The sequence below is a fragment of the Pseudomonas sp. MDT2-39-1 genome (assembly GCF_054898085.1).
In genome coordinates this window covers 3,777,422-3,798,489 of sequence record NZ_CM142716.1, presented here as the reverse complement: position 1 = coordinate 3,798,489, position 21,068 = coordinate 3,777,422, and the positions used below count along the sequence as shown (strand labels likewise).

Sequence of the window (21,068 nt, the reverse complement as noted above, 5' to 3'; positions counted from 1 at the left end):
AGACTGGCGTTGCAGGTCAGATCAAACCTTTTTGTACAGCTGACTGCCCTCCTGCTTGAACCGCTCCGCCTGTTCCGCCAATCCCTGGGCGACTTCGGCATCGACGGTTTCGATGCGTTGGTTGGCCGCGTACTCGCGAACTTCCTGAGTGATTTTCATCGAGCAGAATTTCGGCCCGCACATGGAGCAGAAGTGCGCGACCTTGGCCGAATCCTTCGGCAGGGTTTCATCGTGATACGAACGCGCGGTGTCCGGATCAAGGCCCAGGTTGAACTGGTCTTCCCAACGGAATTCAAAGCGCGCCTTGCTCAAGGCATTGTCGCGAATCTGCGCGCCCGGATGCCCCTTGGCCAGATCGGCGGCATGCGCGGCGATCTTGTACGTGATGATCCCGGTCTTCACGTCATCCTTGTTCGGCAGGCCCAGGTGTTCCTTCGGCGTGACGTAGCAGAGCATGGCGCAACCGAACCAGCCGATCATCGCCGCACCGATACCGGAGGTGATGTGATCGTAGCCCGGCGCGATGTCGGTGGTCAGCGGGCCGAGGGTGTAAAACGGCGCCTCGTCACAGCATTCCAGCTGCTTGTCCATGTTCTCTTTGATCAACTGCATCGGCACGTGGCCCGGGCCTTCGATCATGCATTGCACGTCGTGCTTCCAGGCGATCTTGGTCAGCTCGCCGAGGGTTTCCAGCTCACCGAATTGTGCCGCGTCGTTGGCGTCGGCAATCGAGCCCGGACGCAGACCATCGCCCAGCGAGAAGCTGACGTCGTAGGCCTTCATGATTTCGCAGATGTCTTCGAAATGGGTGTAGAGGAAGTTCTCTTTGTGGTGCGCCAGGCACCACTTGGCCATGATCGAACCGCCACGGGAGACGATGCCGGTCACGCGTTTGGCGGTCAGCGGCACGTAGCGCAGCAAAACGCCGGCGTGGATGGTGAAGTAATCGACGCCCTGCTCGGCCTGTTCGATCAGCGTGTCGCGGAACAGCTCCCAGGTAAGGTCTTCGGCAGCGCCGCCGACTTTTTCCAGGGCCTGGTAGATCGGCACCGTACCGATCGGCACCGGCGAGTTGCGGATGATCCACTCGCGGGTTTCGTGAATGTGCTTGCCGGTGGACAAGTCCATGACCGTGTCCGAACCCCAGCGAATGCCCCAGGTCAGTTTCGCCACTTCTTCTTCGATGGACGAACCCAAGGCGCTGTTGCCGATGTTGCCGTTGATCTTCACCAGGAAGTTACGGCCGATGATCATCGGTTCCAGTTCGGTGTGGTTGATGTTGGCCGGAATGATCGCGCGACCGCGGGCGATCTCGTCACGGACAAATTCGGGGGTGATGATTTTCGGCACGCTGGCGCCGAAGCTGTGACCGGCGTGTTGCTGGTCCAGCAGCCCGGCGGCACGGGCCACTTCGAGCTTCATGTTTTCGCGGATGGCGACGTATTCCATCTCGGCGGTGATGATGCCTTTGCGGGCGTAGTGCATCTGGCTGACGTTGGCACCGGCCTTGGCCCGGCGCGGGTTGTTCACGTGGGCAAAACGCAGCTTGGTCAGCTCGGCATCGGCGAGGCGTTCCTGGCCGAAGTTCGAACTCAGGCCGGGCAGGCGTTCGGTGTCGCCACGGGATTCGATCCACGGCGAGCGCACATCGGCCAGGCCTTTGCGCACGTCGATGATGACGTTGGGGTCGGTGTAAGGGCCGGAGGTGTCGTACACAACGACCGGCGCGTTGATCTCGCCGCCGAAGTCGGTCGGGGTCACGTCGAGGCTGATTTCGCGCATCGGCACGAGAATGTCCGGACGGGAGCCCTGAACATAGACTTTTTGCGAGCGGGTAAACGGCTGAACCGATTGTTGATCGACTTGGGCCGAGTCACTCAGGTTCGTAGTGTTTTTTAGTTTTATCGTCATCACGGGCTCTCCAGACAGCATCCAGGCAGTGGAATTTTGTCGGAGCGAACCTGTAACGAATGGACGCGACCAATCAGCCGTAACGAAGCCGTTGGTGCTGTGCTCAGTGCTCGAGGGGTGTTCGATTGTCGAACAACATCCCGGACGAAGCACAAGAGGACTCGCCGGGTGACGAGAAATCTTGTTCCCTACGCAGGCGCTAACCTGATCAGGTTCAACGGGATCCGAAATTATTCGATCTCAGCCTCATAGCAAGGCACCCCGACAAGAACCCGACCAGTCTAGACACAACTGGCAAAGAACGCCAACACTGCGGTAAACACATGATGAATGGCGCAATTACAGGATTGTTGCCGCGCGTGGGCGCCACTACACTCGCCAAGCCATGCTGCGCCTTGACGCTGTATGGGCCGCGCCGTAGCCTTGGCGCTCAAATTATCAGCGTAATTTTTTAGGGATGGCCACATGCTGCGCAAACTCTCACTGGCCCTTGCCGTGTCTTGTGCGTCCAATGGAATGGCCTGGGCAGCAGAAGCGCCCTTATCGACCAAAACCGATCTGGTCAGCGTCTACCAGGAAGCGGTGGACAACAACGCCGACCTGGCGGCTGCCCGCGCTCAATATGGCGCCCAGAAAGAAGTGGTGCCTCAGGCCCGCGCCGGGCTGCTGCCCAATCTCTCGGGCGGCGCTGAGCTGGCCAACGTGCGCACTGCAATCGATCAGCCATCGGCCACCGCCAACCGTAATGCTCACTCCTATCAAGCGACGTTGGCTCAACCCTTGTTCCGTGCCGATCGCTGGTTCCAGTTCCAGGCCGCCAAAGACGTCAACGAGCAGGCCGCACTGCAACTCTCGGCGACCGAGCAAAACCTGATCCTGCAAACCGCCGACAGCTACTTCAACGTCTTGCGTACCCAGGACAACCTGGCCTCGACCAAGGCTGAGGAAGCCGCCTTCAAACGCCAGCTCGATCAGTCCAACGAACGCTTCGACGTCGGCCTCTCGGACAAGACCGACGTGCTGCAGTCGCAAGCCAGTTACGACACCGCACGGGCCAATCGCATCGTCGCGCAGCGCCAGGTGGATGATGCTTTCGAAGCCCTGATCACCCTGACCAACCGTCAGTACAATTCGATCTGGGGCATTTCCCATACCTTGCCGATCCTGCCCCCCGCCCCGAACGACGCCAAGGCCTGGGTCGATACGGCCGCCAGACAGAACCTCAATCTGCTGGCCAGCAACTACGCCGTCAGCGCCGCCGAAGAAACCCTCAAGCAACGCAAGGCCGGCCATGCGCCGACCATCGATGCCGTGGCGAAGTACGAGAAAGGTGACAACGATGCGCTGGGGTTCAGCAACCCGAACGCGTTCGGTCAACCGTACAAAGGCAACGTCGAGCAGACGACGGTTGGGCTGCAACTGAACATCCCGATCTACAGTGGCGGCCTGATCAACTCCCAGGTGCGCCAATCGTATGCACAACTGGACCAGTCCGAGCAGCAACGTGAATCCCTGCGCCGCCAAATCGTCGAGAGCACGCGCAACCTGCACCGCGCGGTGAACACCGACGTCGAGCAGGTACAGGCGCGCAAGCAATCGATCATCTCCAACCAGAGCGCAGTGGAAGCGACCGAAATCGGTTATCAGGTGGGGACGCGCAATATCGTCGACGTGCTGGATGCGCAGCGCCAGCTGTACACCTCGGTGCGCGACTACAACAACACTCGCTACGACTACATCCTCGACAACCTGCGCTTGAAGCAGGCCGCCGGCACCTTGAACCCGGGGGATTTGCAGGACCTGGCGCGTTATCTCAAGGCTGACTACAACCCGGATAAAGACTTCCTGCCGCCGGATCTGGCCAAGGCTGCGGCGGCGCAGTTGAAGGCGAATCCACCCCAATAAAAAGCAAAAGCTTCGCGAGCAAGCCCGCTCCCACATTTGATCTCCGTCGCGCACAAGTTTTGTGTTCACAGGAGATCAAATGTGGGAGCGGGCTTGCTCGCGAATGCAGACGACGCGATCTAACGATCGATCAACCGCCCCAACCCATCCAGCAACCGCTGCAACGCGCCCTGATTGGTGCGCATCACTTTCAATCCCGCTTCCGCCATCCGTTGCGCATCACGCGGCAATTCGAACAGCCGCTGCACCGCCTGCGCCAGGCCTTCGGCATTTTCCACTTCCTGCAACGCCCCGGCGCTGCGCAATTGCGCGGCGATTTCGAGGAAGTTAAACAGGTGCGGCCCGCTCAGTACCGGTTTGGCCAGCGCCGCCGGTTCCAGTAGGTTATGCCCGCCGTTCGGCACCAGGCTGCCACCGACAAACGCGCTGTCCGCCAAGGCATACAGAAACAGCAACTCACCCATGGTGTCGCCCACCAGCACCGAAGTCTGCGCAGTGACCGGGTTGCCAGTGGACCGACGCACCGTGGCGAAACCCTGTTGCTGACACAACTCGAACACCGAATTGAATCGCTCCGGATGACGCGGTACCACAATCAGCAACGCATCAGGATGATTGGCCAGCAACTGGCGATGAGCCGCCAGCACTACCTCGTCTTCGCCTTCGTGGGTACTGGCAGCGATCCACACCGGACGTTCCTGAGCCTGCCATTGCGTACGCAACTCAGCGGCACGCTGCAGCAGTGCCGGGTCGATGGTCAGGTCGAATTTGATCGAACCAGTCACATCCACCGTTTCCGGACGCGCACCCAAATCGCGGAAGCGCTGGGCCTCGGCCTCGGTCTGCACCGCGAACAGGCTCATTTCGGCGAGCATCGGCTGAGTCAGTTTGCCGAAGCGGCCATAGCCCTTGGCCGAACGTTCGGACAGTCGCGCATTGGCCAGTGCCACGGGAATCCCGCGCCTGGCGCATTGATGGATATGGTTCGGCCAGAGCTCGGTCTCCATGATCACTGCCAGTTTCGGCTGGACCCGATCAAGGAATCGCGCCGCAGCGCAAGGCAAGTCGTAAGGCAAATAGCAGTGCTGGATTCGCGGCTCGTTGGCGAACAACGCTTGGATTCGCTCGGACCCGGTCGGGGTCATGCAGGTCACGGTAATGGGCAACTGTGGATAACGTTGCAGCAAGGCGCGAATCATCGGCGCCGCGGCAATGCTTTCACCCACGGACACCGCGTGCACCCAAATGCCGCCCGGCTTCATCGCCGGCAAGCCAAGGGAAAAACGTTCGCCAATGCGTTTGGCATATGCCGGTGCCTTGCGCGAACGCAGCCACAGCCGAATCGCTACCAATGGCAGCCCCAGGTAAAACAGCGCGGTGTAGAGAGTTCTATTCATGGCGGCGGAGTTTATCGGTTTTTTCGCCGATCGCCTGCAAGTGCACGGCAAAACGTTCTGCCAGCCAGCGAGCCGCCGGGCCGAGGGGCTCGTCGCGGCGCCAGACCAGTTCCACGACCAGCGCCGGCGGGGTCCATTCGCTGTCCAGTTCGACCATCAGATCCTGATACGCCGGGTATTGCACCACGTGTCGCGGCAGCCAGGCCCAACCAAGACCGCGCACCAGCCACTCAGCCATCACGTAGAAACTGTCGGCACGCCAGACCTGCGGGCTGGCCGGCTCGCTGCCGGGGTAGACGCTGGACTGGGTCGACATCAGCAACTGGCGATGCCGCGCCAGTTGCTGACAATCGACCTGCGCCTGTTTCGCCAGTGGATGATTGACGCCGCACACGGTGACCATTTCGACGCTCCCGAGTACCCGACGCTCCAGCGCTTCGGAAATCTGGTCGTGATAAAACAGCAGCCCCAGATCGGCACGGCGCTCCACCAGTTTGCGCGCCACATCACCTTGGGCAGCACTGGTCAGCTGCACTTCAAGGCTGGGAAATTTTTCGGCCAGGGCTGCAAAGCTTTCGATGATCGGCTGATAAGGCATCGCCTCATCCTGAGCCACCCGCAAACGCGCCTCCTGACCACGCATCATCGCCAGCGCCCGACCGTTCAGGCGTTCGCACTGACGCAAGACTTCGCGCGCTTCTTCCAGCAAGGCATTGCCGGCCTCGGTGAGTTTCGGCTGACGACCGCTGCTGCGGTCGAACAGGCTGACGCCGAGGTCCTCTTCGAGCAGCGCAATCGAACTGCTGACCGCCGACTGCGCCTTGCGCTGATCCCGCGCCACAGCCGAAAACGAACGCTGCTCCGCTACGCTGACAAACAAGCGCAGTTGCTCCAGATTCCATTGCATATTCATGGATCAACCCATCTTAAGAACAGATAGGTAATGACTTTACCGCATCTGGAGAATCTCTAAAATGCCGAACTCAGACAGCAACACTTCACACGAGGATGCACCTATGACCGCTTACTACTACCTGGCCATCGCCATCTGCGCCGAAGTGATCGCGACCGTTTCGATGAAAGCCGTCAAAGGCTTCAGCACCCCGCTGCCGCTGATTCTGGTGATTGTGGGTTACGGCATTGCCTTCTGGATGCTGACCCTGGTGGTGCGCAGCGTTCCCGTGGGCGTGGCTTACGCGGTGTGGGCCGGCATGGGGATCGTGATGGTCAGCATTGCGGCGCTGTTTATCTACGGGCAGAAACTGGATGTGCCGGCAATGCTGGGGATGGCGCTGATTGTGTTGGGAGTGGTGGTGATTCAACTGTTCTCCAAAACCGCCGGCCACTAAGACCTGAAACACGATTCATTGTGGGAGCGGGCTTGCTCGCGAATGCGGTGTGCCAGTCGACACAAAAGTTGCCTGACACACCGCTTTCGCGAGCAAGCCCGCTCCCACAGGGTTTTGCATCCGCCCTATTGATCACCAACAAATCGCCTCTTCTTCGAGTCTGTATACTGCGCCCTCGTCTTGAACACTGAGGTCGCTGCATGCCATCCGTTATTTCCACCGACGTTCTGATTGTCGGCGCTGGTGTCGCCGGCCTCTGGCTGAATGCGCGCCTGCGCCGCCAGGGTTTTTCGACCGTGCTGGTGGAAAGCGCCAGCCTCGGCGGCGGGCAGAGTGTGAAGTCCCAGGGCATCATCCACGGCGGCGCCAAGTACGCGTTGCATGGCGCCCTGACCGGTGCTTCGGAAGCCATCGCCGACATGCCGCGCCGCTGGCGTGAAGCCTTGGCCGGCGACGGCGAGCTGGATCTGTCCGGCGTGCGCCTGCTGTCCGAGGCCCATTACCTCTGGTCCCCTGGCACCCTCGCCGGCAACCTCACCAGCTTCTTCGCCAGCAAAGCGGTGCGCGGCCGTGTCGATCAGGTCAAGGGCGACCAACTGCCGCCGGCCCTGCAAGACAAGCGCTTCAAGGGCAAGGTGTACCGATTGGCGGAACTGGTGATCGACGTGCCGAGCCTGATCCAGCGCCTGGCCGATCTGGCCGGTGATGGCCTGCTCGCCGGTCAGAAGATCGAACCGTTGCTGGAAGGCGGTGTTCTGGTGGGCCTGAAGGTCGACGAGCGCGAGATCCGCGCCCAGCGCATCGTGCTCAGCGCCGGTGCCGGCACAGCGGCGCTGCTTGAAGCACTGGGGCTGAGCCAGCCCGCCATGCAGCGCCGGCCATTGCACATGATCATCGCCAAAGGCCCAAGCCTCAAACCGCTGTATGCCCATTGCCTGGGCGGCGGCACCAAACCGCGCATCACCGTGACCACCCATCCGGCCAGCGATGGCCAATGGGTCTGGTACATGGGCGGCGACATCGCCGAAGCCGAAGGGGTTGCTCGCGAACCTGCCGAGCAAATCGCCACCGCGCAGAAAGAGCTTGGGCAGTTGCTGCCATGGATCGACCTGAGCACGGCGCAATGGGCCACCTTGCGCGTGGACCGCGCCGAACCGCTGCAATCGGGGCTGACTCGCCCTGACAATGCATTCCTTGCCGAAGAAGGCCGACTGCTGGTCGGCTGGCCGACAAAACTGGCGCTGGCACCGGACTTCGCCGACCGGGTCATCACGTCTTTGCAGCGCGATGGCATCCAGCCGAGCCATCCGGCGCCGCTGCCCGACCTGCCAAAACCACCGATTTGCATTCCAGCCTGGGAGCAACTGCTGCCATGAGCCAACCGACCCTGCATGAACTGCATCGCCCCTTGGGCAGCACCGGCCTGCTGGTGTCGCCGCTGGGCCTGGGCACGGTCAAGCTTGGCCGCGATCAAGGGGTGAAATACCCCAACGGTTTCCAGATTCCCGGTGATGACGAAGCGCGCATGTTGCTTAAGCTCGCGCGCAGCATGGGCATCAACCTGATCGACACCGCCCCGGCCTATGGCCGCAGCGAAGAACGCCTCGGGCCGTTGCTGCGGGGTCAGCGTCAGGATTGGGTGATCGTCAGCAAGGTCGGCGAAGAGTTTGCCGACGGCCAGTCGAGCCACGACTTCAGCGCCGCCCACACCCGCGCGTCAGTGGAGCGCAGCCTGCAACGCCTGGAAACGGATTTTATCGACCTGGTGCTGGTGCACTCCGACGGCAACGACCTGGCGATCCTCAATGACAGCGAGGTCTACGCGACCCTCGCCGCGCTCAAGGCAGAAGGCAAGATTCGCGGCTTCGGTTTTTCCGGCAAAACCGTTGAGGGTGGCTTGAAGGCTCTGGAACAAGGTGATTGCGCCATGGTCACCTACAATCTGAACGAACAGAGCGAGAAGCCAGTCATTGACTATGCTGCTGCTCACGGTAAAGCCATTCTGGTCAAAAAAGCCCTCGCCAGCGGTCACGTCTGCCTGAGTCCGGGCGTGGACCCGGTGCGTGCCAGCTTTGAGTTGTTGTTTGGGCACCCGGGTGTTGCCAGTGCTATTGTCGGGACCATCAATCCGCTGCACCTCGCCCACAACGTCGCGACCGTTGCCCAGGTCCTACGTAGAAACTGATGCCGCCCACGCGGCCTTAAGCAGGAGCCGACATGCCGCGTACGCTCATAAGAAAGAACCCGAGCAACTTCAAAACCCTGCCGTTGTACGTCGAAGCGACTCCCGAAGGCTTGAGCTATCTGAGCGTCGGGATGCCGCTCAATTTCTCCCAGACCCTGCAACGTCGCCGCCCGGTGACGGTGCCTGACACCGAGCGGTTCGCTCTGGAACTGGCCAACCTCGGGGTCTCGGTGCGCCTGACCCTGCATTGGCAGAATCGCGATTACTGGGTGTTGGTGCGTCAGCGCCGGCAAGACCGTGGCGATGTGGTGCTCAAGTTGATCTCCGGTTACGTGCCGGCCCATGAGCTGAACCTGCCCCTGCACACGGCGATCCAGGAGATTGCCGAAGAGTGCCTGCTGGAAACCCCGGAAGGCTGGCTCGGTGGGAAGTTCAATGAAACCTGGCTGCCGGCGCCCTACTCTTCCGCGCTGCATTATCGCGAGGCTTTGCCCTTTCGCCTTACGCCGTTTTCCGGCTCGGCTCGGCCAGTGCGCTGCGCCAAAATGCAGTTGATCGAACGTCCACGGGCTTACGTGCACTTGCCGACAGCCTCATTGCAATTGATTTATGACTTGCGCCTGGACGTGCCCAAGGAAGCCAAATCCCTGAGCCTGTTCCATGTCGACGAACGATTGGAAGGCGATCAACTGGTCGCCCGGCTTGATCGCAAGCGCCCCGATTTGTATTTGATGCCCCTGCAGGACGGCCAGCCGATGGCCGAGTTGTATACCTTGAAAAAGGATCAGCTGTACCCGGCGAGTACGCGCGGGTTGTACCTGGCAGAGAGTTTTGCCCGACAGGAAGGCTGGCTGGTGCGCGATGAGCGGATTCGCTGGAAGGACTGGGTGCGGCAGCAGGGGTTGAGCCCGCCAGGGAAGGACTCGGGCCTGGCCCGGTTACGCGGCAAGGCAAAGCAATTACTGAAGAAGATCGTGCCGCGCAAGAAGGTCAGCTCTTAAAAGCAAAAGATCGCAGCCTCGTTTCACTCGACAGTTCCTACATTGAAATGCGATTCCCTGTAGGAGCTGTCGAGTGAAACGAGGCTGCGATCTTTTATGGCATCACTCGGACTTGCGGATCTTCTCGACAATCGCGGTAGTCGAGCTGTTTGCCACCAGCCCCAAGACTTTCACGGTCCCGCCGTAAGCGGTCACGATGTCCGCGCCGACCACCTGGTCGATCCCGTAATCCCCGCCCTTGACCAACACGTCTGGCTTGACCTCACGCAGCAGGTTTTCCGGGGTGCCTTCAGGGAAGCTGATGACCCAATCCACTGCGCCCAGACCGGCCAATACAGCCATGCGACGGTCGACGCTGTTGATCGGCCGACCCGGCCCTTTCAAGCGGCTGACCGATGCATCGTCGTTGACCGCAACGATCAGACGATCGCCTTGGGCGCGCGCCTGCTCGAGGTAGGTCACGTGGCCGGCGTGCAGGATGTCGAAGCAGCCGTTGGTGAAAACGATCTTCTCTTTGTGCGCACGCGCATCGTCGACCGCCAGCAACAACTGCTCAAGGCCCAGCACACCGCGCTCGGAACCTTCCTCACGCTGGATGGCGCGACGCAGTTCCGGGGCGCTGATCGCCGCCGTACCGAGTTTGCCGACGACGATGCCCGCCGCCAGGTTGGCCAGGGCCACCGCGTGTGGCAGTTCTTCGCCCGCGGCAATCGCGGCCGCCAGCGTGGAAATCACCGTGTCACCGGCACCGGTCACGTCGAATACTTCACGGGCACGGGCAGGCAAGTGCAGCGCCGGATGATCAGGGCGCAGCAAGGTCATGCCGTGCTCACCACGGGTCACCAGCAGCGCACCGAGGTCCAGGTCGTGCATCAGCTGCGCGCCTTTGCTCACCAGCTCATGCTCATCGGCGCAGCCGCCGACGATGGTTTCGAATTCGCTGAGGTTCGGCGTGATCAGGCTCGCACCCCGGTAGATCGAGAAATCCTTGCCCTTGGGATCGGCCAGCACCGGTATGCCACGGGCACGGGCGGCCTGGATCAGCACCTGATGGTTTTTCAGTGCGCCTTTGCCGTAGTCGGACAGCACCAGCACCTTGATGCCTTCGAGCAACTCGTCGACTTGCTCGCCAAGCGCCAGGGCGTCGGTGGCGAAGGGTTCTTCGAAGTCGATACGCAGCAGTTGCTGGTGACGGCTCATGACCCGCAGCTTGACGATGGTCGGCTGGTGCGCGATGCGCTGGAACAACGCGCGCACGCCAGCGCCCTTGAGGCTATTGGCCAGGCTGTCGGCCGCTTCGTCATCGCCGGTCACGCCGACCAGCGAGGCCGGTGCGCCGAGGGCGGCAATGTTCAACGCAACGTTGGCGGCACCGCCCGGGCGGTCCTCGATTTGCTCGACCTTGACTACCGGTACCGGCGCCTCAGGGGAAATCCGTGAGGTACCACCATGCCAGTAACGGTCGAGCATGACATCGCCGACCACCAAGACAGGGGCTTGATCGAATCGCGGCATGGACAACTTCATGGAGCAACCCACATACAAAATGAACAGGGGCGCGATATTACCACAGGGTTGACGCTGGCTTGTGCGACGGCTGCAACGGGATGATTCGACAATCAAAACTGGCCGTTTTTTGAGCAGAAATGCCGACAACTGATACAAATCACCGGGCGCATTGCACGCCCGGTGAACAAGGGTCAGGCGATGTCTTCCGCCGGTGCATCAAGGCCCATGGCATTCAGTCGGGCGTAGTAACCGTTGTGCGCCAGGAGTTCGGCATGGGTACCGCGCTCGACGATCCGGCCCTGATCCATCACCAGAATCAGGTCAGCCTTCTCGATGGTCGACAACCGGTGAGCGATCACCAGGGTGGTCCTGCCTTTCATGACCTGGTCCAGCGCCGCCTGAATATGCCGCTCGGACTCGGTATCGAGGGCCGACGTGGCTTCGTCGAGAATCAGCAACGGAGCGTTCTTCAATAGCGCACGGGCAATCGCCAGGCGCTGGCGCTGACCGCCGGACAGCAACACCCCGTTCTCGCCGACCTGGGTGTCCAGGCCTTCGGGCAACTGCGCGATGAAGTCCATCGCATAGGCGTCTCTCGCCGCTTTTTCGATGTCTTCACGGGGCGCCCCCGCCAGATCGCCATAGGCAATGTTGTTGGCCACGGTGTCGCTGAACAGGGTCACGTGCTGGGTCACCTGGGCGATGTGCTTGCGCAGGTTCAGCAGCTTGTACTGCTCCACTTCAACGCCATCGATCAGGATCTCGCCCTTGTCGTGGTGATAGAAGCGTGGGATCAGGTTGGCCAGCGTCGACTTGCCGCTGCCCGAACGCCCGACCAGCGCCACCATTTGCCCCGGCTCTACCGAGAAACTGATGTCGTCGAGTACCTGGCGATCGGTATCGGGGTAGGTGAAGCTGAGGTGGCGCACGTCCAGACGACCGCTGACGGCATCGCGTTCGACGGTGCCCGTATCGATTTCAGGCGCGACGTCCAGTTGCTCGAAAATGCTCTCGGCACCGGCCACGCCTTTCTGGATGGTCGAGCTGACTTCGGACAATTGACGGATCGGCTTGGGCAGCAGGCCGGCCAGGGTGATGTAGGCGACCATGTCACCGGCCGACGCATCGCCGCGCAGGTACAGCACCAGGAACATCAGCACCGCCATGGCGCTGTAGATCACCAGTTGCAGCAACGGCGTGTAGATGGCGCCGGTACGGGTCATGCGCAGTTGCTTGTCGGTGTTGCCTTGACTGGCTTCGTGGAAGCGTTTTTCTTCGTAGATTTCGCCGCCGAAGCTGCGCACCACGCGATAGCCCTGGATGGTTTCCGACGCCACGTGCGTCACGTCACCCATCGCCGCCTGGATCTTCTTGCTCTGCTTGCGGAATTTCTTGCTCGCGGTACTGACCATTACCGCAATCAGCGGCAGGATCGCGACCATGACCAGTGTCAGTTTCCAGTTCATGAACAGCAGCGAGGCAAACAGGAAGATCACCGTCATGCCTTCACGGATTACGACCTTGATCGCATCCGTGGCCGCCCCGGTGACCATCGTCACGTTGAAGGTGATACGCGAAATCAGATGACCCGAGTTATGCTTGTCGAAATACCGATTAGGCAAAACCAGCAGGTTATTAAACAGTTGCACACGTAAATCATGGACCAGCCCGAGGGAAACCTTGGCCAGAAAGTAGTTGCCCAGATAAGATCCCAGCCCCTGCCATGCGGCGATCAGGATGATCAGCAACGGTACCGCCTGCAGCAGTTGCAGGTCGCGCAGGTAAGGCACGGTTGGAAACAGCACCGCCTCGGGGTTGGACAGGCCGTCGACGAAGTATTTGAGGATGTAGCCGAGCATTGGCTGCGTCGAAGCGAAAATCAGAAAACCGACGATGCTGATCAGAAACAGACTGATGTACGGCCGGACATAGCCGAGCAGGCGGAAGTAGATTTTCAAGCTCGATGGGCTTGCGGAGAGACTGGAGTCGGTCATATCACGCGAATGTCGATAAAAAGGACGCTGACTTTAGCACAGCTTCCTCAGTGTTCTGGCAATCGCATAAAGGCTGTTATTGTTAGGCATCAAATTCAGCATCAAATAGCCATCAACCCGAAATGGCCGATCAACTTCAGGATTGAATCTCTCAGCATGCAACTCAGCGGTTTCAATAGCGTGTCCAATCGAGTCTTCGATTTTATCTGCCTCTGGATTCTTCCAGTCGGCTACCTCCTGCTCCTCTGTGCGCTGTTTTTCCTGCCGGGCCGAAGTTTGCATCACAAGCTTTTTTATGGACTGTTCAGCATTCCAGCACTGATTGCCCTTTGCTTGCGGCCTCGCGAATTCAAGGAGTTGCTCCGAGAGCCGATCTTCATTGCGGTGCTGCTGTTTGCCGCCTGGGCGCTGATCAGTTTGTGCTGGGGGCCTGGCAGTGATCGCATCGCCGCCCAGTTCAAACCGCCACTACATACCTTGCTGCTGTTCGCCGGCTGCTACTTGCTGGTGCGTTATCGCAGCGAAATCGTCCAGCCTTTGTTGTTCACCGCCGCGATGGTCGGGCTGATCGGAACGGTCTATAACCTGTTCATGTACGCTTGCATCTACGAGCCAGGCTTGCGCCTTATCGGCGGCGGTGCGTTCGATAACCCGCTGCTTGCCTCCCACATGTACGGCTTTTTTTGTGCTTACTGGCTGAGTCTGAGCATGATTTGCAAGCGCCGGCAGATGCTCTGGCTAAGCATCCCTGCGATGGCAATAATGTTCGCCGCAGTAATCTCCACCGGCTCCAGAACCCCTCTGGTTGCTCTGACAATGGCCGCGCTGTGGCTGGCTTTCATCTGCTGGAACCGCCGCTCCGTTGTCTTGCTCGGCGCCCTGTTCGTCAGCGGTGCATCTGTGACCGTATTGTTTTCACAGATGATCATCGAACGCGGCGACTCCTATCGCCTGGAAATCTGGCAGTTGGCCCTGCACAAAATTGCCGATCACCCTTGGATCGGCCATGGTTACAACGCTGACCTGACCCTCGACCCCGGCGTTGGCTACTCCTTGCAGGAGCCCCACAGTTTTGCCCTTGGCGTGCTCTATTACGTGGGTATCTTCGGTTTGTTGCCGTGGTTGTTTTTCCAGGTTTGGGGATTATTGAGCAGTTGGCGTAATCGCCTTCAACCGCTGTTCATCATTGCCTCGACCTGGCTGATATTTGGTATCGGTGCCGGTTTGACCGAAGGTGGCGGAATCATTTCCCGACCGAAAGAACACTGGTTCCTTCTGTGGATTCCTTTGGCGTTCATCGCCGCGCTGAGCATCAATCAGCGCGCCAAACGTTTATTGGCGATACCGGTCAAGTCACTAAAATCGACCGTCATGCACCAAATGACCGCCAATGCGCAGGTGATAGAAGAGGATGGTCTGGGCCCCAAAGTCCTGCGTCTGGTCGATGGCAGCTTCCTCAAGCTGTTCCGTCGCCGCCGCTGGTACACCTCGGGCAGTTTCAACCCCTATTCCGAGCGTTTCGCCACCAACAGCATTCAACTGCGCAACCTGGGTATTCCAACGCCGCAGATCCTTGATCTGTACCGGCACGAAGACGGCAGTAGCGCCGTCCATTATTCGCCGCTGCCGGGCAACACGCTGCGTCAGGTCCTGCAAGGCATTACCGCGCCAGCGGTGCGTCAGGCACTGGTGGAGCGTTTCGGCAAATTCATGGCTCAACTGCACGAGCAAGGTGTCTATTTCCGCTCGCTGCACCTGGGTAACGTGCTGGTGCTGGAGGATGGCGAGTTCGGCCTGATCGATGTGGCCGACATGCGCATCTATCCTTCGTCGCTGAGCCTGTCCCTGCGGCAGCGGAATCTGCGCCATATGCAGCGCTACACGGTGGATAAGCGCTGGTTGTTCGAAGAACACTTCGAAGCGTTGCTCCAGGGATACGCCATGACGGCGTCGAAATCCGCTGTTGATAACCTGCACAGGCAAGTGCTGTCCGGGAGTTCCCCGGTCCGGACTCATTGATGACTGAAACCAACCCACTCATTGCGCTGGCAGCCTATCTGCTGGCCATCGTAACCGCCGCCCTGTTGCTGCGCGCAGTTCCGAAAATCGCCCGCCACCTGAAACATTCGGGCGAAAGCCGGAATGCCAGCATTGATGGGCTACGCGGCTATCTGGCGTTCGGTGTGTTCGTGCACCATTCGGTGATTACCTGGATCTTCCTGCGCACCGGCGTTATTGAGTTCCCGCCGAGCAACTTTTACTTGCAGCTTGGCCAAGGCAGCGTCGCGCTGTTTTTCATGATCACCGGTTTTCTGTTCTGGAACCGATTGCTCACCCAGGGACGTCAACACGACTGGCTGGCCTTCGCAGTCTCTCGGGTATTTCGCCTATACCCGTTGTACTTGCCGCTGATGCTGATTGTATTTATCACAGTGTTCTACCTGCAGAACTGGGAGCTCAAAGAGCCCGGCATCCGACTCGTAGGGCAGATCCTGGCCTGGCTGACCTTCGACCGACCGGACGTCAATCAGTACCACCAAACCGGCATGCTGATCTCCAATGTCACCTGGACCCTGGGCTACGAGGTATTTTTCTATCTGGCGCTGCCATTGGCCGGTATGGTCTTCATTTATCGTGGTAGCTGGCTGCAAGTGGTGCTGTGCCTGATCGGCATTTATGCCCTGTACCAATTGGTCGGCTGGGAGCACTCACTGAAGAAGCACTTTCTGGCGAGCTTCCTTGGCGGCATTGGTGCGGCGTACTGGATACGCCGGCCACACTTGATGGCCTGGGGTCAGACGCGACTGGCGGGAATTATCGCGTTGCTGGCGCTGGCGATTGCCTTTACGGCATTCAACCGCGCGTTCAACCTGCTGCCGCTGCTGCTGCTTTCCTTGTTTTTTGTGATCGTGGCCTCAGGAAACACCCTGTTCGGCGCTCTCAAACCGCGCAGCATCCGCTGGCTCGGGGAAATCAGTTACAGCACTTATTTGCTGCACGGCTTCGTGCTTTGGGTGATGGTCCAGCGCCTGCCGCTGGTGCTGCACCTGGACGCTCGTGACACCTGGACCTATCTGTCGCTGCTGGCCGTATGCAGTTGCCTGCTGATCGTCATCAGCAGCTTTACGTTCCTGTACGTAGAGAAACCGGGCATGACGGCCGGCAAGAACGTCTTGCAGTGGCTGCGCCAGGGCAAGATGGCTGACAAGAGCCTGGCGGAGAAGATCGCTCGCTGAAGCTTTCAACCCTCCCCTGTCGCAGCTGGCGCAGCCTGCGTCCGGCTCGGGCCGCGTTCGGACGAAGCAGTCGTAAAACCAGAGCACGCGGTGTATCAGGTAGACCGTGCATTCAGGTTTTACGACTGCTTCGCAGCCGGACGCAGGCTGCTACAGAGATCGCGTTACGGCCTTAGTCTTTTTCCAGCGGCGAGAAGTACAGTCGCCCCAGACCGCGCCAGGTCTTCTTGTTCCAGGCCTTGAACGGGATCTGCGCCAGCAGCTCGCGGGCCAGCTTGCGATCTCGGTTGGCGGTCTTGAGGAACATCGAACTGAGGAACTTGTAACGCACCTCGTCGTACAGCGGATGATCGCTGAACAGCGCGTAGGAGCGCAGGATGTTGTCGACCATGAAGCGGTGGTTCTTGTAAGAGTTGGTGGGGTGCTTGCGATAGCGCGCCATCAGCACATTCAGGCCATCGATAAAGTATCCGGCACGGGTCACCTTCAGCTCGATCAGCAAGTCTTCCAGTCGGATGCTCGGATCGAACCCACCCACCTTGTCCAACGCTTCCCGGCGGATCATCAGGGTTGGCGCGGGTGGATAAGGTTTGCGCTCCAGGAACATGTCATCGAAATCCAGACGACGGAACGGCACATCACGGCGTTGACGCTTCTCCGGATAAAGATTGCCGTCGGCGTCGATCAGCTCGATGTTGCCCGCGCAGATACCCACCTCGGGCTTGCCATCCATGTACGCCACCTGCGTCGCGATGCGCTCCGGCAGCATGATGTCGTCAGAACCGAACGGCACGATCAGGCTACCCTTGGAGCGCGCGATAGCGCCATTGAGCGTGTTGGTCAGCCCCTGATTCTGCTGAACCCGGAAATCGAAACCGTGCTGCGCCTGCAAGACCTTGATCCGCTCGACGCTGTCATCCTTTGAACCGTCGTCGACCACCAGGAACTCGATGTTCTTATAGGTCTGGTTGAGGACGCTGAGAATGCTTTCTTCGATGTAGCGAGCGTGGTTATACGACGCGATGATGACGGTTACTAGAGGTTGCGCGTCGCTCATGGTTGTTCCTTGCGGGCCTGATCCAGGCCGGATTCGATCAAGTTCAGGTACTCCTGGCGGAACACCTCGATGTCATGTTCTTGCTGTAGATAACGGTAGGACTGTTCGCCCTTGGCCTTGAGCTCGTCATCTGACAGCCCGAGGTAGTTATCCAGCGCCGCGACCAGGCTCGGCACGTCCTTTGGTGTAATCGCCAGCCCTCCTGCGCCTTCGATCAGCGGCAGCATGGCCGGCACGTTGGAGGCGATCACCGGCAGATGCCCGCTCATGCCTTCGAGCAATGCCAGCCCCAGGCCTTCAGCCAGGGATGGCATGGTCCAGACGTCGAACGCGCGAATGTACTGCAAGGCGATTTCCTTGAAGCCCAGCAGGTGCGCACGACCGGTCAGGCCCAGGCTTTCGATTTCGGCTTTCAGGCGCGACTCTTCGCGACCGGCACCGATGATCGCCAATTGGGTGTTCGGGTACTTGTCCTTGAGCGCAGCAAACGCCTGCAACAGATAAGTATGGCCCTTGACCGGCACCAGGCGACCCAGCGCCCCGATCAAGCGCACCGACGGATCGATGCCCAACAATTCGCGGGCACGCTCACGACTGTGCTGCAAGCCTTCAGCCTGCTCGATGTCGATAGCGTTGGTAATGGCGTAGGTATTCTGGTCGGTGAAACCGCAGTCACAGTCCAGCAGGTACTGTTTGACCGCCGGCGACACACCGACGAAGCGCCAGTGACGATCGATCAGGCGCTGGGTCTGGCGGCGTCGGTAAAACCGGTCGTACTCGCCAAAACCGTGGGAAATGCCGATGCACAGGGGGACCTTCAACCAGCGGTTGAGTGTCAGCATCATGTTCACCGGTTTGAAGCGGTTACAGATCACCACGTCGAACTTTTCCGCGCGGCAAAACTTGTACAGCTGCCACATCGCGCGCAGGCGCATGCCCTTGAGGGACTTGTCGGAAAACTCGAAATACACCGAACGGTCGGCCCGGCTCACAGCCTCGCCTGGCCCAGGCTTGCCACGCAGGAATGCCGCAGTGACCTCATAGCGATCACTCGGCAGCGCCTTGACGATCTGCTCCGCGAGGTCGGCAAAATCATGGGCTTTGACGTTGTAGTCAGGCTGCAATTGCAGAACCTTTGACCGTTGACTCATAACTCTCCCCGGTGGAAACCTGTCGCATCGATGACCCAGTCCGGTTCGGCGGCAATACGCCTGACCTCGGCTGGATCGGGTGGAGGCAACCGTGACCACTCGTTGCGTTTCCAGCAAACGAAGTGGAAATACGGAAACCGGCGATCGCCATCGCGATCATTACTCAAACAGCCATTGCGCCAATACCAGCGATGCGGAAAATCATCCGTGCCGTCGTGCCACTTGATGCAGCCACCCGGGGTGCTGAACGCCTCGGTGAACTCACTGCGACGACGCCACGGATTGAACTTGCCCACCAAGGTGAACAAAGGCTCGGGGAAATTCTTGCGCCAGAGGAAGATCCGACTGAATGCGCCCTCGTCCAGCGCGTGATGCGCCTGATCGGTAAAGCGTTTGCGCCAGTCCTTCATCTGCATGAACAACTCACGCTTGCGGGCGTTGTTGCGCATCAGGCAAAGATGCCCTGCGACCCGTCGCTCGTGAGTCGAGAACAGGTCATAACCGGCCAGCCGATCAGGGGTGAAGTAACTTCGCAGGTCACCGTACACCAGATCAATATCGCCGAACGCCCAGAAATCATAGCCTTGCAGGCGGTCGACATGAATATGCCCCAGCGCCGGCTTGATGTCACAGAGCTTGTAAGCCGCCTCCGGTGCAAAGTCGATATCCAACCGTTGCGACACAAGCGCGCAGTAATCACTGAACGTCATGCACTCGACGGTGACGTTGGGTGGCAGGTTCTCGGGCGTGCCGCAGTCGCTGAACAGCAACCAGTCGATATCGGCGTTGCGACGACAACTCTCCAGGAAAAACGGCATCCAGAACGGCCATTGGCCGAAATATGGAATCAGGAAAACAATACGCGGGCGTGGGTTGATCACAGAAAAATCACTGCAGTTGTTTAAGACGCGGCCATGCTAGGCCCCGAAGTGCTTCATTTCTGCTGTCGAGATGTTTCACCATGCTTCAACAGCCATAACAATTCATGACGCCTGACCGCTTTGCGAAAAAATTCGTTCTCGCCATAAAGGGGCGGCACTCTACGGGCCAACAGCCGCTGTATCGACCGACGCAAACGTCGCTTGAACGGCATGCGCGGTTGCAGGTCGTGCATCATGCCCAGCGCCATGGCCTTATCACGCTGAAGGTCCAGCGACAGCGGCAGGCAGCAAGGCTGCATCGGCGTCGCCGGGTCAAAGGCCGGCGGCAGTGCGATGCCATGCCCCGCATCGCCCATCGGCCAGCGATCGTTATCGTGCAGATGATTGGCGTAGCCGAGCAAGGTGGTCGGCTGCCACTCAAGGCCTTTCAAGGCTTCGAGGACCGCTTGCTGGGCGCAGAGATGATCCGGATGCGGATCGAGCGTCGGATGCGGCAGCACGATCACTTCAGGGCGCGCGCGCAACAACAGTTCACGCAGATCGGCCAGCAGGTTGTTCCAGGTCGGCGCGCCGTCGATGTCGCCCGGCAGAGTAAATGGATTCAATTGGCGATAGGCGCGGGTGTCGCTCAACTCGGCTTCACGCGAACCCATCGGCTGCGCCGGTGCGGCCTGCATCGCCGCCAGTTGCAGGCAGAAATACCCCAGTTGCACGCAATGCGCTTCGGGCACACCCGCCCAACGCGGCACAGCGATGCTGTCCCAGGCGCGCAAACGGCCTTTGAGTCGGGCGGCCTCGACCTTGTTCAGGCCGATCTGCTGATAATGTTCGGCTTCGATTTCGCCAGCCGTCAGGGTGACGATCCAGGCTTCATCGGCCTGGCTGTACAAACCATAGGCGGCCAGTTCGGCGTCGTCGGCGTGAGGCGCGATCACCATCACTCGCTGGCGGCGATAATCCGGTTGCTCGAACGCCCACAGCACGGGCTCACCGAGCAGCCGGCAGAAACGCCCGCGCAGCCGCAACTCACCCCGCGACAGCACTTGCGACTGACCACTGAGGTTCAGATAACGAAGGCCGTTTACGCCACGCTCGAACGTTTGCCTGTCGGGATTCTCGCCACCCGCCAACTCGACCACCGGGTCGATAAAGCGTCCCAGCCACGTGCTTTTTATCCGCAGCGCCAATACCAGCGTGGCGTCGTCGACCAGCATGACCCCCTCGTCCAGCCGCAAACGCTCCCCGTCCAGGTGAACCTTGGGCTTTTGGGTGTACGGCGGAAAACTGTATTGGTAATCGTCTTTCGTCGAATAGAACAAATGGTCGGCAAACCATGCCTCGTGGGCAATCCAGCCCAGCACCGCGAGCATCAGCGGCAACCACCAGGCCACCAGCACGCCGATGGCAATCAACAGCACCAGCGCGATCAACAGGCCGATCCGTTTGTTGCGCCGATGGCGCTTGAGCAGTTGCTGTTTGCGGCTCATGGGTT

Annotated in this window: 17 protein-coding genes and 1 riboswitch; of the genes, 7 read left to right on the top strand and 10 right to left on the bottom strand. The window is 59.9% G+C overall.

The features are described 5' to 3' along the window. Nucleotides 1-21: 21 nt before the first annotated feature. A complete protein-coding gene (gene thiC / locus ACYZTM_RS17945) occupies nucleotides 22-1,911 on the bottom strand; it encodes a phosphomethylpyrimidine synthase ThiC (RefSeq protein WP_461983822.1) in 1,890 nt (629 codons plus the stop codon). A gap of 168 nt (nucleotides 1,912-2,079) precedes the next feature. Continuing rightward, nucleotides 2,080-2,185, bottom strand: a riboswitch (TPP riboswitch). 191 nt (nucleotides 2,186-2,376) lie between these two features. On the opposite strand from thiC, the gene ACYZTM_RS17940 reads away from it, so the two are divergent. Further along, the gene (locus ACYZTM_RS17940; RefSeq protein ID WP_461983820.1) at nucleotides 2,377-3,816 is read left to right on the top strand and encodes a TolC family outer membrane protein; all 1,440 of its coding nucleotides are present in this window, start codon (nucleotides 2,377-2,379) and stop codon (nucleotides 3,814-3,816) included. A gap of 119 nt (nucleotides 3,817-3,935) precedes the next feature. On the opposite strand, the gene waaA is transcribed toward ACYZTM_RS17940, so the two are convergent. Both waaA and ACYZTM_RS17930 read right to left on the bottom strand, forming a co-directional pair. Beyond that, the gene (gene waaA, locus ACYZTM_RS17935; protein WP_461983818.1) at nucleotides 3,936-5,213 is read right to left on the bottom strand and encodes a lipid IV(A) 3-deoxy-D-manno-octulosonic acid transferase; all 1,278 of its coding nucleotides are present in this window, start codon (nucleotides 5,211-5,213) and stop codon (nucleotides 3,936-3,938) included. Continuing rightward, entirely contained in the window at nucleotides 5,206-6,126 is a 921-nt protein-coding gene (locus ACYZTM_RS17930; RefSeq protein ID WP_131058776.1) for a LysR family transcriptional regulator, read from the bottom strand. The genes waaA and ACYZTM_RS17930 overlap by 8 nt, the downstream gene beginning before the upstream one ends. A 103-nt stretch (nucleotides 6,127-6,229) precedes the next feature. On the opposite strand from ACYZTM_RS17930, the gene ACYZTM_RS17925 reads away from it, so the two are divergent. From ACYZTM_RS17925 to ACYZTM_RS17910, 4 genes are all read left to right on the top strand, one after another. Then, the gene (locus tag ACYZTM_RS17925) at nucleotides 6,230-6,562 is read left to right on the top strand and encodes a DMT family transporter (protein WP_131058775.1); all 333 of its coding nucleotides are present in this window, start codon (nucleotides 6,230-6,232) and stop codon (nucleotides 6,560-6,562) included. Nucleotides 6,563-6,762: 200 nt separating this feature from the next. After that, a complete protein-coding gene (locus tag ACYZTM_RS17920; protein ID WP_131058774.1) occupies nucleotides 6,763-7,938 on the top strand; it encodes an NAD(P)/FAD-dependent oxidoreductase in 1,176 nt (391 codons plus the stop codon). Further along, entirely contained in the window at nucleotides 7,935-8,747 is an 813-nt protein-coding gene (locus tag ACYZTM_RS17915; RefSeq protein WP_461983815.1) for an aldo/keto reductase, read from the top strand. The genes ACYZTM_RS17920 and ACYZTM_RS17915 overlap by 4 nt, the downstream gene beginning before the upstream one ends. A 32-nt stretch (nucleotides 8,748-8,779) precedes the next feature. Further along, complete coding sequence (locus ACYZTM_RS17910; protein WP_131058772.1) at nucleotides 8,780-9,748, top strand: metal ABC transporter ATPase; 969 nt, start codon at nucleotides 8,780-8,782, stop codon at nucleotides 9,746-9,748. Nucleotides 9,749-9,850: 102 nt separating this feature from the next. On the opposite strand, the gene hldE is transcribed toward ACYZTM_RS17910, so the two are convergent. The 3 genes from hldE to ACYZTM_RS17895 form a co-directional block, all read right to left on the bottom strand. Continuing rightward, complete coding sequence (gene hldE, locus ACYZTM_RS17905; RefSeq protein ID WP_131058771.1) at nucleotides 9,851-11,275, bottom strand: bifunctional D-glycero-beta-D-manno-heptose-7-phosphate kinase/D-glycero-beta-D-manno-heptose 1-phosphate adenylyltransferase HldE; 1,425 nt, start codon at nucleotides 11,273-11,275, stop codon at nucleotides 9,851-9,853. Nucleotides 11,276-11,448: 173 nt separating this feature from the next. After that, nucleotides 11,449-13,251 (bottom strand): lipid A export permease/ATP-binding protein MsbA, encoded by a 1,803-nt coding sequence (msbA, locus tag ACYZTM_RS17900; protein WP_131058770.1) that lies wholly within the window; start codon nucleotides 13,249-13,251, stop codon nucleotides 11,449-11,451. Between the two features lie 33 nt (nucleotides 13,252-13,284). Beyond that, nucleotides 13,285-13,533 (bottom strand): hypothetical protein, encoded by a 249-nt coding sequence (locus tag ACYZTM_RS17895; RefSeq protein ID WP_256656896.1) that lies wholly within the window; start codon nucleotides 13,531-13,533, stop codon nucleotides 13,285-13,287. A 51-nt stretch (nucleotides 13,534-13,584) separates the two neighbouring features. On the opposite strand from ACYZTM_RS17895, the gene ACYZTM_RS17890 reads away from it, so the two are divergent. Next, nucleotides 13,585-15,270 (top strand): O-antigen ligase family protein, encoded by a 1,686-nt coding sequence (locus ACYZTM_RS17890; protein ID WP_461983811.1) that lies wholly within the window; start codon nucleotides 13,585-13,587, stop codon nucleotides 15,268-15,270. After that, nucleotides 15,270-16,487, top strand: coding sequence for an acyltransferase family protein (locus tag ACYZTM_RS17885; RefSeq protein ID WP_461983809.1), 1,218 nt, complete (start codon nucleotides 15,270-15,272; stop codon nucleotides 16,485-16,487). Before ACYZTM_RS17890 ends, ACYZTM_RS17885 begins: the two co-directional genes overlap by 1 nt. 172 nt (nucleotides 16,488-16,659) lie before the next feature. On the opposite strand, the gene ACYZTM_RS17880 is transcribed toward ACYZTM_RS17885, so the two are convergent. From ACYZTM_RS17880 to ACYZTM_RS17865, 4 genes are read right to left on the bottom strand one after another with little or no spacing between them, the layout of a single operon-like run. Then, entirely contained in the window at nucleotides 16,660-17,544 is an 885-nt protein-coding gene (locus ACYZTM_RS17880; protein WP_131058767.1) for a glycosyltransferase, read from the bottom strand. After that, entirely contained in the window at nucleotides 17,541-18,695 is a 1,155-nt protein-coding gene (locus tag ACYZTM_RS17875; RefSeq protein WP_461983806.1) for a glycosyltransferase family 4 protein, read from the bottom strand. The genes ACYZTM_RS17880 and ACYZTM_RS17875 overlap by 4 nt, the downstream gene beginning before the upstream one ends. Next, nucleotides 18,692-19,576, bottom strand: a complete 885-nt coding sequence (locus ACYZTM_RS17870; RefSeq protein ID WP_131058765.1) for a DUF6625 family protein — start codon at nucleotides 19,574-19,576, stop codon at nucleotides 18,692-18,694. The genes ACYZTM_RS17875 and ACYZTM_RS17870 overlap by 4 nt, the downstream gene beginning before the upstream one ends. Nucleotides 19,577-19,629: 53 nt before the next feature. Further along, entirely contained in the window at nucleotides 19,630-21,063 is a 1,434-nt protein-coding gene (locus ACYZTM_RS17865) for a PIG-L family deacetylase (RefSeq protein ID WP_461983804.1), read from the bottom strand. Between the last annotated feature and the right edge of the window lie 5 nt (nucleotides 21,064-21,068).